This window comes from Staphylococcus sp. GDX8P80P (assembly GCF_017893095.1).
In the GTDB taxonomy this organism is placed as follows: Bacteria; Bacillota; Bacilli; order Staphylococcales; family Staphylococcaceae; genus Staphylococcus; species Staphylococcus borealis.
Window position 1 is genome coordinate 1 of the sequence record NZ_JAESMI010000115.1, and the last position, 12,652, is coordinate 12,652.

13 protein-coding genes are annotated in these 12,652 nt (G+C 34.8%); 6 read left to right on the plus strand and 7 right to left on the minus strand.

Features of this window, described 5'->3' with window-relative positions:
* Positions 1 to 354 precede the first annotated feature (354 nt).
* Entirely contained in the window at positions 355 to 1,242 is an 888-nt protein-coding gene (locus KA858_RS10015) for a zinc ribbon domain-containing protein (protein ID WP_210135591.1), read from the plus strand.
* 245 nt (positions 1,243 to 1,487) lie between these two features.
* Here KA858_RS10015 and KA858_RS10020 read toward each other — a convergent pair whose 3' ends face one another.
* The gene (locus KA858_RS10020; RefSeq protein ID WP_210135592.1) at positions 1,488 to 3,176 is read right to left on the minus strand and encodes a CocE/NonD family hydrolase; all 1,689 of its coding nucleotides are present in this window, start codon (positions 3,174 to 3,176) and stop codon (positions 1,488 to 1,490) included.
* A 157-nt stretch (positions 3,177 to 3,333) separates the two neighbouring features.
* On the opposite strand from KA858_RS10020, the gene KA858_RS10025 reads away from it, so the two are divergent.
* The 4 genes from KA858_RS10025 to KA858_RS10040 all read left to right on the plus strand — a co-directional run bounded on the left by KA858_RS10025 (position 3,334) and on the right by KA858_RS10040 (position 6,305).
* Entirely contained in the window at positions 3,334 to 3,927 is a 594-nt protein-coding gene (locus tag KA858_RS10025; RefSeq protein ID WP_210135593.1) for a TetR/AcrR family transcriptional regulator, read from the plus strand.
* A 578-nt stretch (positions 3,928 to 4,505) separates the two neighbouring features.
* Positions 4,506 to 5,027 carry a DUF3278 domain-containing protein gene (locus KA858_RS10030; protein ID WP_210135594.1) on the plus strand — a complete coding sequence of 174 codons (522 nt, stop codon included), beginning with the start codon at positions 4,506 to 4,508 and terminating at the stop codon, positions 5,025 to 5,027.
* The gene (locus KA858_RS10035) at positions 5,024 to 5,527 is read left to right on the plus strand and encodes a hypothetical protein (RefSeq protein WP_210135595.1); all 504 of its coding nucleotides are present in this window, start codon (positions 5,024 to 5,026) and stop codon (positions 5,525 to 5,527) included. Before KA858_RS10030 ends, KA858_RS10035 begins: the two co-directional genes overlap by 4 nt.
* A gap of 61 nt (positions 5,528 to 5,588) precedes the next feature.
* A complete protein-coding gene (locus KA858_RS10040; protein WP_210135596.1) occupies positions 5,589 to 6,305 on the plus strand; it encodes an epoxyqueuosine reductase QueH in 717 nt (238 codons plus the stop codon).
* A gap of 52 nt (positions 6,306 to 6,357) precedes the next feature.
* Here KA858_RS10040 and KA858_RS10045 read toward each other — a convergent pair whose 3' ends face one another.
* The gene (locus KA858_RS10045) at positions 6,358 to 6,648 is read right to left on the minus strand and encodes a hypothetical protein (RefSeq protein WP_053028887.1); all 291 of its coding nucleotides are present in this window, start codon (positions 6,646 to 6,648) and stop codon (positions 6,358 to 6,360) included.
* 81 nt (positions 6,649 to 6,729) lie between these two features.
* Positions 6,730 to 7,797 (minus strand): quinone-dependent dihydroorotate dehydrogenase, encoded by a 1,068-nt coding sequence (locus KA858_RS10050; protein ID WP_107629164.1) that lies wholly within the window; start codon positions 7,795 to 7,797, stop codon positions 6,730 to 6,732.
* 225 nt (positions 7,798 to 8,022) lie between these two features.
* Here KA858_RS10050 and KA858_RS10055 point away from each other — a divergent pair, with 225 nt between their 5' ends.
* Positions 8,023 to 8,877, plus strand: coding sequence for a fructosamine kinase family protein (locus tag KA858_RS10055; protein ID WP_210135597.1), 855 nt, complete (start codon positions 8,023 to 8,025; stop codon positions 8,875 to 8,877).
* Positions 8,878 to 8,929: 52 nt separating this feature from the next.
* On the opposite strand, the gene KA858_RS10060 is transcribed toward KA858_RS10055, so the two are convergent.
* From KA858_RS10060 to KA858_RS10075, 4 genes are all read right to left on the minus strand, one after another.
* Positions 8,930 to 9,877, minus strand: a complete 948-nt coding sequence (locus KA858_RS10060; protein WP_210135598.1) for an amidohydrolase family protein — start codon at positions 9,875 to 9,877, stop codon at positions 8,930 to 8,932.
* Positions 9,878 to 9,883: 6 nt separating this feature from the next.
* Entirely contained in the window at positions 9,884 to 10,516 is a 633-nt protein-coding gene (locus KA858_RS10065) for a nuclear transport factor 2 family protein (RefSeq protein WP_210135599.1), read from the minus strand.
* Between the two features lie 25 nt (positions 10,517 to 10,541).
* Positions 10,542 to 11,378: an alpha/beta fold hydrolase gene (locus tag KA858_RS10070; RefSeq protein ID WP_210135600.1), complete on the minus strand. Its 837-nt coding sequence runs from the start codon at positions 11,376 to 11,378 to the stop codon at positions 10,542 to 10,544.
* An 81-nt stretch (positions 11,379 to 11,459) separates the two neighbouring features.
* Positions 11,460 to 12,380, minus strand: coding sequence for an amidohydrolase family protein (locus tag KA858_RS10075; RefSeq protein ID WP_210135601.1), 921 nt, complete (start codon positions 12,378 to 12,380; stop codon positions 11,460 to 11,462).
* Between the last annotated feature and the right edge of the window lie 272 nt (positions 12,381 to 12,652).

Consider the following 12,652-nt stretch of genomic DNA (forward strand, 5'->3'; position numbering starts at 1 on the left):
TGGGACATAAATAATATAATCATGCTATTTAGCAAATTCGCAGTAGCTGACTGAACTGAGAAGGCGCTTAAATCAAGCTTTTCTCAGTTCTAGTCATCCTTGTGGAGGTGAGCGGGGCCCCAACACAAAAAATCACGAAAGTGATTTTACAAGCAAAGCAAGCTGGGAGTCGGGGCCCCAACACAAAAAATCACGAAAGTGATTTTACAAGCTAAGCAAGTTGGGAGTGGGACAACGAATTTAAAAAGAATTCTGTCCCGCTCCCTTCTTTTTAATTCATAAAATATAATATATGACGCAATATAAAATAATGGTATAATGACTTAGAATTTTATATTTATGGAGGTAGCCCTAATGCAATGTCCAAATTGTGGTCAGACATATCAACCAGGAGATCAATATTGCGGTAGTTGTGGTAAGAAACTAAATGATTCAACGCTCCAATCAACGCAATCAACAACAGAATCAGTCAATTCGGAGATTCAATCTGCAACGCATTCTAAAACAGTTAAACAAGAAGGTTTCAATGAAACACAACGTGATAGTGCGTATGAACATGGTGAATTTGCACATAGATATATGTCTTATGAACACCGTTATGCTGAAGGTCCATTCACACTGAAAGTGAAAACAACATTTAATGAAAGTAAGTCATTTTTTAAACAAGCATTTACTGCTCATGATGCTGTGATTAAAGGAGAACATTCATTTAGCCATACGTTACTTGCTTCATTAGTCGTTATTGGTTTGCTCATATTGGGAATGTTTTTACACATATTTTCAGCAAGTTTATTTGATGGTTATTTTGTTGATACTGCAACAATTATCTTGAAATTTGTATTAACAATTCTGTTAGCACTTGTGTTTTTACTTGTCGTAACATTTGGTGTTATTCGCTTAATGATTGTAGAACGTATTTTATTTAAAAAGGTATTATCAGATTATATATTGATCAATACACTGTCAGTCAGTGTGCTATTTTTAGGACTTGTTGTGTTTTTCCTTGAGTTCTATATTTTCAGTGGTATATTGATTGCGTTCTCTACGATTTTACTTATAACATCATCAATATACTTAATTTCGAAATATAGTGTGAATCATACACTGCGTATAGCGAGTTTTTATGGCATCATGATTTTCTTTGTCATTATAGCCTTCGCCATGCATTTGTTCGGGTCAACGCTTGTTCATCATTATGATGATTTAGGTATTGTACATCAACTGTTCTGGCGTTGGTTATAACGCGTTGGGACATGCAAGTCATTCATATTAACAATAAAAGGGAGTCGGACAGAATGTTTTTAAATTCGTCGTCCGCTCCCATTTTGCTTTGCTTGTTGGATTTTTTAGTGAAATGCGCTTTGCTGGGGCCTCAGACTATAACTGAGAAAAGCTGGGTTTAAGCGCCTTCTCAGTTTAGTCAGCTATTGTAAATTTCCAAAACAGTATCATTATATTATTTATGCCCAGATACTTTTTATCAATTGTTACTCAATTACAGGAATGATTAAGTGTGAATCATAATTGTCGCCAGTATATACAAGATGACGACCTTTGTTTACTGTATCTTCATGTTCATAGCGTGTTTTCATATTAGGTAAAGGTGTGCTATTACCTTTGATAACTTCGTTACCTTTAACAACAACTACTAAAGATTCCCCTTTTTTAAATAATGTTCCTGATGGTAATAATTCTATTTCAACTGGCACGATTTCATTTGGGATAACTTTTTGTTCGTGTTCATGTGTATGCCATGGTTGTGCAATTGTTGATTTTGTTTCATCTAGTTCGCGATGAGAAGCTCGTAACCAGCCTGTTGCGACTTGACCTTTTTCAATATGATTGAAGTCAGGGAAGTGTACTTCATTACCGCGACGGTCTAACTTTTTAATACCTGCAAAGATATCTAAATCGTCAGCACTTTCTGCAGCTACCCACAATTTTAATTTCATATTACCAGTCAATTCTGTATCTTGATCGAAAGTATAAACGTAGCGTAAGTCATCGTCATCACTTTCAGAATCGTATGAAGCGACTAAGTCATTTGATGCTTGTGATTTACTTAGTGACATAGCTTCATTATTTAAATATAGTGCTTCATAATTTGTGTTTGAAAGGGGGAATTGATCTGCAGTTTTAAATTCACCACGATAGAATTGATCACGTACTTCGTAAATGACATGAGGTGTTTCTAACCAATCATTGTCTTCTTCTTTTAAATAATAATCAAAGAAAGTTCTTTGTCGTTCAAGGTTTTCTCTTGCATAATAGCTTTCCCATTCTTTACGACCATGAATATATAACCATTTGTCTTGAGAACTTGCTTGTTTAAAGCCTTCAAAGCTACCTCTATTGTGAAGGCCTTGCGTAGACCAACTTGCACAAGTTAATAGTGGCGTAGTGATATTAGCAAGTGGTGCTTGACGTTGTTTCCAAAAATCATCAAATAGTGGATGTGCTTGTTGAGCTTGAATTAAGTCTTCGATGTTTGGATTCTCAGTCCATCTAGCGAAGATACCTTGTATCCAGAAGCGGAAGAAACCAGTATCTGGAATACCACCATGAAATGCGACTTCTCGGTACATATCATTGAGTCCTTCCCAAGGGATCATTGCTTTTAAGTGAGGCGGATTCAATGATGCTACCCACCATTGTGTTACTGCTAAATAAGACACACCGTTTGTACCAACATTACCATTACTCCAGTCTTGTTGCGCTGCCCATTCAATGACTTCATAATAATCTTCAGCTTCACGTTTTGACCAAGGTGATAATACACCATTTGAACCTGCACTACCTCGAAGCGCGACTTTAACTACAACGTAATCATTCGGCACCCAATAGCCAGGATCTGGAGATTCTTCAGGTGTAAAACTTGAAGTAGGTATAGCACCTAATGTCGGCCAAGCAGCACCCATATTTGTTATTTTAGGTTTGTTATCTTTACCGTAAGTATCAGCTGACATAACTACTGGAAACTGACCTTCTTTATTAGGACGGAAAATGTTGACGTATAATAATTCACCATCTTTCATAGTCACTTGAACATTTTTTTCCATAATCATTGCTTGATTTCCATATTGAATACTATCTACAACAATATGATTGATACCATCTTTGACATCTTCAATAGGTGTCACTTCTAATTGTGGATTACCTAAATTATTGTTAATCATACTTGTCATCCTCTCTTTGAAAATGTTCTTTTTGAATACAATTTCATGTTAAACCTGGAAGTGTTAAGTAACAACAATCAATATGCATGCAATTGTACGAAAACCAACAAAGTCGGTATAATTGTACAAAAACAAACATGTAAAGTGAGGTTTATCAATGACTCAAGATCGTAGAATTAGGAAATCACAACAAGCGATTAAAAAGGCATTTATCAATTTATTACATAAGTATGATTTCAATGACGTTACTGTACAACAAATTACTGATTTAGCTGATATTAACCGTGGTACATTTTATACGCATTATTTAGATAAATATGACTTGCTAGACAAGATGGAAGATGAACACGTAGATGTAGTGCGTACGTTTATTAAAGAAAGCATACAAAGTAGTGGCGGGAAGTTCTCAACAGAGGATTTAAGACACATCATGGAATTTCTGATTGCACATATTGAGGATAATATAGCATTTTATCAATTAATGTTCAAAATAGGGACAGCGTCTAAATTGCATGAAAAATTATATGGCCTATTAACAAGCTATTTAAATAGTTTTACAAATACACAGGGTGATATTAGTGGTATTCCATTTTCTTATTTTATGAGTTATGTATCAGGTGCAGGACTATCATTCTTAAGACATTGGGTTGAGGATGGTAACCGCATCCCTAAAGAAGATTTAATTCAATACTTCTATGATATTGTTAATAATGGACCAGCTACAATTATACAAAGAGAGATGAATCGATAAAGTAAAGTTTCTAATTACTGATACCGGTGATTAGGAGCTTTTTCATTTTAGAAAAAGGATTATATACCGTTGAATTAAGCATATATTATTGAGTTTTATATAATAGCATACGATGTATAATGAAACGCATAAAAATGAGGGAACCTATTACGTTGTTATGTATCTCTAACTCTATAAATCCAATTGGGAGAGAGGGGGAGAGCATGATGACAATAGATATAACGGTTCATCTCCCATTAAATGACATTCTATATATCTTGGGTTATATAATTATTTTAATATTTAAAATAAAGTATAAAAAATAACGTTTTCTTAAACCACAATTAAGAAAACGTTAGCCCAATAATAGAAATTGGAGATACATATTGGCTTACCCATAAGTCAGTAATATGTCCTTTATTTTTACACCTAGTTCCAAATCTCAAACGGTCTAGGTGTTTTTTATTACAAATATTGTAGCATAACACTTGATGTTAAGCAAACTAAATAGAGTCTTTGTGTCGTCTATATTTGACATATACAGAAATGTCGTTTATATTTTACATATACCATAATTAATAATCTTGAGGTGATCAAAGATGACCAATTTTCGAGATAAAATGATTAATCGACTCATCGGTGTAATGACTGAACGTGATGAGCGAGAAAAAGAAATGTTATACGCACATGTTACGACAACTTTTGTTATTACTTATTTTGGCTTGCTTATATTAGCTTTCATTAGTTTAATCAATGATTATGTTGTGCAGCGTGTTAATATACCGACCATTGGTGTATTCGTTTTGTTCTTTATTGTGAATATATTCTTATCGATAGGTATTCGAAAACATCATTTAGATGAAAATCGAGTTTATACTAAAGAAGCCTATCAAAGGGTGTTAAAAAAGCATAAGTTAAGTTGTTTACTCGGTGGTATCATGTTCGGTGTCATTATGAGTTTACTTAATTTAACGCGATTATATTTTTCTGATCAAAAGATTGAATTAGAATTTTTTATAACAGTTAATTTGATGGCATCTTTAATTTTCGGTTTAGTCAGTTATTTTGCTGGTAAGAGTAAAATTGTTAAGGCATACAATGAAGGGGCGTATAAAGAATGAATAAATTCAGTAATGCGTTATTCAATTGGTTTACACAAAATCCAACAGGTCGAGATGAGCGTGAACAAGGTGTCCTTGAACATAAATTAGCGGTTATGTTTTTAATAACCTATATATTAATAGTTATTTTAAGTACAGTTAGTTTGATTATTGATATGATGAGAGAAACAGTAAGCTTTGGAACGGTGTGCTTATTAGTATTAAGTGTTATTTTAACGTTTGCTTCCCTATGGATTAATAGAAGAAATCGTTTAGATGAGTTAAAAGCTCATTCAGCTGAAGAATACAAACAATGGGTGAAAAAGCTTGCAATAAAATGCGCGTTTTTCGTCGTTTATTTTGCAGTGATGATGTTTATTATTACTGGCGTTATCTTTCCGTATATTTTTAATGAAGGGTTTGACTTTAAAGCGCAATTCATCCGATGTGTCATCTCCGGCGTGCTATTCGGAGGTTTCATGTTTATTTATTACATGATGATGTTGAAAAAAGAATATTAACGATGATTCAACTCCTTAAATATTATATAATAAATTTATATAATATTTAAGGAGTCATTTTATGTTAAACGCGGATCCAATTATTGCTAAAATGAAAAATCAAAAAATCAACTATGATAGAGTACTGAAAAAATTAATTCATCAATGGGAAAGGGAAGGATTGAGACCTAAAATCTTGCTGCATAGTTGTTGTGCGCCATGTAGCACTTATACTTTAGAATATTTAATGGAGTATGCTGATGTGGCGATTTATTTTGCGAATCCTAACATCCATCCTAAAAATGAATATTTAAGACGTGCTAAGGTTCAAGAACAATTTGTTAATGATTTTAATGAGAGAACCGGAAAGAATGTTAAATATATTGAAGCGGAATATAAGCCGCATGAATTTATGAAAATGGCGAAATCGCGTGGACTTACTGAAGAACCAGAAGGTGGCTTACGTTGTACTGCATGTTTTGAAATGCGTTTAGAGCTTGTTGCTGAAGCTGCTGTGAAATATGGTTATGATTACTTTGGTAGTGCCCTTACATTATCCCCAAAAAAGAATGCGCAATTAATTAACGAATTAGGGATGGAAGTGCAACATTTATATGATGTGAACTATTTACCAAGTGACTTTAAAAAGAATAAAGGATATGAACGTTCAATAGAAATGTGTAATGATTATCACATTTTTAGACAATGCTATTGTGGATGTGTCTTTGCTGCGATGGCACAAGGGATAGATTTCAAACAAATCAATCAAGAAGCTAAAGATTTCTTACAACAATTTTAATTAAAATGACTCCTAATTTGAAGTTGAAGCATTTCAAATTAGGAGTCTTGTTTTATAATGTTCGATTAATAAACCGTATAATAGCTAAGACGGCAATCACAAATGCAGAAAGCACACCTGCAATTTTTAATCCTTTTTTCTGTTTCTCAGGTTCTGGATCTTCATTTTCCATCATTTCAAGCAACTCGCGTTCGATTTCAAGATCAAGTGCGGTCTTCTTTTCGCCATTATAGCCAATGCTATTATCATCATTTGATGATTGATGATTCGGTTTAGATGATTGCGTTTGGTTTTTAGACGCTTGGTCTGCATTGTGTTTAGTATCTTTATCTTCTGCAGTCATACGCATACCCCTCCGGTAAACTAGTTATCTTTGGCTTTAGTATAGTACTTTTTAAAATTAAGTAAAGCTATATCACCATTATTATTTGGCATCTAAACCAATGATTTCACTTACATTGTTGTATTGATGTTGTTTTAAATATGCAGCGATGTCTTTATTAATCTTCTTAGTTAATCCAGGGCCTTCGATAACTAATGACGAATAAATTTGAACGAGAGAGGCACCATTTCGCATCATTTGAATGGCATCTTTAGCGCTAAAAATACCGCCTGTGCCGATAATTAAGAATTCACCTTTAGTTTGTTGGTATGCCCATTTCACTAATTCTAAATTTCTTTTGAAAAGGGGGCGCCCACTTAAGCCACCGTCTTCTACTTTATTCGCAGATGTTAAACCATCACGTTGTCGTGTTGTATTCGCTAGAATCATACCATCAAATGTTTCAGTAATCGCTGGTAAAATCGTTTTAAATCCATCAAGCTCTAAATCAGAAGTTAATTTTAAGAAAATAGGGACATTTACTTCTGTATGCGCTTTGAAATCTTTTAATGCTTTGCATAACATTGAAAATTCATCTTTATCATGGAAACTTTGTAAGTTCTCAGTGTTTGGTGAACTAATATTCACTGTAAAGAAGGATACATCTGCTTTAAACGTATCAATCACTTTAATGTAATCTTGATAGCGATCGTTGTATGGCGTCGTTTTGTTTACACCAACGTTTAAGCCAACAGGAATTGTGTATGAATGGCGACGTAAATTCCATAACGCACGGTTCATACCAATATTGTTAAAGCCCATACGGTTAATTAAGGCATTATCTTCTACTAGACGATACATACGTGGTTTCGGATTGCCATCTTGAGGTTTTGGTGTAATACCACCTAATTCAAGTGCACCGAAGCCAACATTTTCAAGTGCTTTAGGGACTTCACAAGATTTGTCAAAGCCTGCAGCTAAGCCGATTGGATTATTAAATGTAATACCTTTAATCGTTTGCGTTAATGATGGGTCTTCATAATTGAATAATTTATGCATCACAGGTAATAAGAAAGCACGCTTCTGTGCGAGTTTCAAAGCGTCGATCGTCATACCGTGTGCTTTTTCAGGGTCAAATTTAAATAATAGTGGTTTAATTAGTTTATACATAATAATGCTCCTATTTCATTGTATTTGAGGCTTACTATCCTCATTTAATATCATTGAAAAAACATTCCTCTCTAAGACTAGCATGTTCAACAATAATTGCATAGTTAATTTAAAGACTGTTTGAAAATTTGCCTTAACTAAAATCTATATAAGGACGTACGATTAGTTAATACATTTTCAGGAAATATAATATAGTAAGAAGATGTATGCGAAGGAGGAATCATCATGAAGAAAGATTGGCAAGCACAGCTACCATTAGAGCAAATCAGTGATATTTCACCAGTCAGTGGTGGAGATGTCAATGAGGCATTCAAAGTAACGACTACAGAGGATGTGTATTTCTTGTTAGTTCAGCGTAATCGAGATAAGTCATTCTATGCAGCTGAAATCGCTGGACTCAATGCATTTGAACAAGCAGGTATAACGGCACCACGTGTCATTAATAGTGGTGAAATCAATGGGGATGCTTTCTTGATATTAAGTTATTTAGATGAAGGAACAAGTGGTAGCCAGCGTGAATTAGGTCAGTTAGTAGCAAAAATGCATAGCCAGCAACAACAAGATGGTCAATTTGGATTCGATTTACCACATGAGGGTGGAGATATTTCATTTGATAATTCATGGTCAGAGTCATGGGTTGAAATCTTTGTCGAACGTCGCATGGATCACTTGAGAGATGAACTGATGCGTAAAGGGTTATGGAATGCCGAAGATAATAAAGTATATGAACAAGTCCGTACTGTGATGGTAAATGAATTAGAGAATCATCACAGCAAACCATCGTTGTTACATGGAGATTTATGGGGTGGCAATTACATGTTTTTAACGGATGGACGTCCAGCGCTATTCGACCCGGCTCCGTTCTATGGAGATAGAGAGTTTGATTTAGGTATTACGACGGTATTCGGTGGCTTTACCCAAGCATTCTATGATGAATATGAGAAACATTATCCTTTAGGAAAAGGGGCACGTAAACGTTTAGAATTTTATAGATTATATTTATTTATGGTTCATTTACTTAAATTTGGTGGAATGTACGCAAGTAGCGTGAACCGATCAATGGATGAAATATTAGCATAATTAATAACTATGGGTGGTACAGGTACAGTGATACCGGTGCCACCCATGTTTATTATTTTTCTTTAATTGTTTTTAATAACTGTTTGCCGTTATCATATAACATTTTTTCAAGTTCATGTCGTGAGATGAATTCAGTTGTTTCCAATTCATCTGCTAACATTGTAACGACTTGATCTGTTGTATACGGAGCATCTGAACCATATACAATTTTATTCATATCTACACTTTGAGCAATATTTGGAAGCTGATAAGGTAAGACTTTTCCAGCTAAATCAAAGTATAACTCTTTCATAACTTGTTCTAAATCATCAGGTTGACGCTCACTTCCAAACATCTTATTACCCATTGCAACACGTTGAGCAATGACAGGAAGTAATGCACCACAATGTGGAATAATCCATTTAATATTTGGATATTTGCTAAACACATTATTTTGGCTCATATAAATGACCGTACGTGTTGTATCAAAGATGAATTCCATTAATGGTGCAGGAACAACGTCGCTCATTGCTTCGATATTCGGCTTAGGTTCATTCGGATGAAGTGCAACAACGGCATGACGCTCATCTAATTTAGCTAAGACTTTATCTAGGCGGTCATCACCAATATAAATACCTCGTGCATTTGTAGGTAAGGTGAAACCTAAAGCACCTTGTTGATCTAATGCAGTATTAATCGTCTCAATGCTTTCATCCACTAATGGAAGTGGTAACGTCGCAAAGAAACCTAATTGCTCTGGGTATTTGTGTGTAAATTCAGATGCATACGCATTGACTTCTTTAGCTAAGTCAATCATTTCTTCATCTGGCGCCGCACTGATATGTGGGCTCGAAATAGATAGCACACCATATTCAATGTCCATACGTGTCATTAATGCTAAATAACCTTCAGGTGAGAACTTCGGTGTTGCTACGCCATCACCTTTGCCATCGAAATAATCATCTAGAAACTTCGAGAATCCAAGTGATATATAATGTGCATGTAAATCAATTTTCTTCATATTTTATTACGCTTCTTTCTCTTTTTCTTTAAAAGTTAGCCAATCATCAATTTCAGCATAATAGGCATTGACTTCGTTCGGTCTATCAATGCCTTGTAGCTCACTGTTCACATCATAGCCAATGGCATTTAATGCATAAGATAAGCAAGCATAGCTTGGACGATAATCTGCAAAGTCATTCTTTGGCAAATTAATCGTCGTCGGTTTAACCGGTGTTAAGCTATCTTTCTCGTATATACATTCAAGACGTGTAATATACCAAACGCCCTGATTATCTTGTTCGAGACAATATACTAATTTGGCATCTGATTGTAATTCCATTTCAACATTCTGAATGGTAAGTCGTGTTTGAATGGTCGCTTGCATAATTGCTACAGCACGTGTGTCATTAATCCAAATTTGGGAATTATGGATTTGATGAGGGGCATAGCGATTCATTGCTTTAGATGAAGCGACAAACTCACTACCATTACCTTTAAACCATGAAATATTGATATAAGAATCATTTGCGAAACACGTTTCCATGCTCTCCCATAGGGCATTGTCACGACAGAAACGTTCAAATTGAATAAGCTCAAGAATATCTTCTTTGGCGAGTAACGTTTCGTTAGTATAAGGTTTATTTCTCGTGAAAAGCACTAAAATGACACTCCTTTAATTCAAATTAATCCCACATTTCAAGTAATACGTTAGCGAAACCTTCAGGTTCTTGAACGTATCCTAAGTGACCCCCTGGAATGTCGATGATGTTGATAACAGTTTCTTCAGAAATGAAGAAGTTAACTTCTTGAGGGAATGAACCTTTTGAAGCTGTACCATTTAATAAAGTAATGATGTCTTTATGTTTTTTGAAATCATCAATTGAAATATCAGATTCTGTATATTGACGAATTTCATATTTGAACCAACCTAACATTTCATCGAAACGTTTTTTACTGTCAGCATCATTTTCAGCTTGAGCTGGTTTTGACATGTATTGTTGATCTAATTTACTTATTTGTAATGTTTCGCCAAATAATTTCATTGCTTGAGGCATACCTTCATTAATCGCTATATCAATGATTTCAGCGTTTTTATCTTGCCAATATGTCGCATCTGGTAAAAATGTGTTAATTGGTGGTTCGTGGAATGCGATTTTTTTTACGACATCAGGATGTTCTTTTAAAACGTGCATTGCTACGATTGAACCTGAACTTGAACCTAATACGTAAACGGGTTCATCACTTAGTGATTTCGCTAATTCAGCGATATCTTGTGCGTCACGTTTAACACGGTAACGACTATCTGGATTAATTGCTTCTTCAGGAAGTGGTTCAGTTAATTCACTTTGACCATAGCCGCGGCGATTTACAGCGACAACTGTGAATTTATCTTTTAATTGTTGTGCAAGTGGCATGAAGATATCTCCAGTTCCGTTTGCACCAGGGATGAAGATGATTACAGGACCATTGCCCACTTTGTGATAACGTAATTTAGCACCTTGTAATTCTAATGTTTCCATTTATAAAACCTCCGATAAAAATTAATTTTAGGATTAAAATATTGAATCGATATGATTTAAGCTTAGATTGCATTAACCCAATTATTTATCTAAGCCTAATAATTTAGCACCATTGGTATAACTAATTTTCTCTTGTTCTTCTTCTGTTAAACCTAGATCGCTTAAGAATGTTCCTAGTTGCTCTGGCTCTACATATGGATAATCCGCTGAATATAAGATTCTATCAATACCGACTTCTGCTTTGACTAAATCAAATTGTGGTTTCGTTAACATACCACTTGGTGTAATGTAGAAATTATTTTTGAAATAATGACTAATTGGATGTTGTAGGTGATCTGCAAATAGAATAGAATCCATACGTTCTAAGAAGAATGGTACAAATTCGCCCCAGTGTCCAATAATAATATTTAAGTTTGGATGACGATCAAATACACCTGAAAGCACTAAATGAATTGCGTGAATACCTACATCAACATGCCAACCATAACCGAAACAAGCGAATGTAGCAGCTGTTACGTCAGGATAGTTACCTTTATAGTAAGCTTGATATACATCACTTTGTACTGGAGATGGATGTAGATAGATAGGTGCGTTTAATGCTTCTGCAGCAGCAAAAAGTGGTTCGTACTCATCTTGGTCAAGGAAACCGTTTTTAGGGTGTCCCATGATTAATGCGCCTTTGAATTCTTCAACTGCAGCTTGTGGTTCATTAATAGGTAACGTCGCAAATCCAACAAAACGTTCTGGATATTTTTCAATATATTCTGCTAATGTATCGTTTGCCTTTTTACATAAATCAATCGCACGCTGTCCTTCTAAGTTTGATGGTGCGCCGTTACCATAGGATAATACTTGCATTTCAACATCATGTTTATCCATAAATTCAATACGTTTGTCATGATGTGAGATTTCATCAGCATCTGTGAAACCAGATTTTTGTTCGAGACCTTCAAGCATTGTTTTCATTGGTACACCTTTAGGATCAGATGACATATACTTCATTGTTTCTTTTTGAATATCTTCTACAACATAATGTTCTTCAAAGTTAATGGGAGTGAGACAGAATTCTTTTGAATTCGTTGTCCACTCCCAGCTTGCTTTGCTTGTAGAATTTCTTGATGAAATTCTCTTTGCTGGGGCCCCGCCCGCAAGGATGACTAGAACTGAGAAAAGCTTGATTTAAGCGCCTTCTCAGTACAGTCAGCTACTGCGAATTTGCAAAAATAGCTTCATTATATTATTTATGTCCCAGCCTCTTTGATATTATAAATACT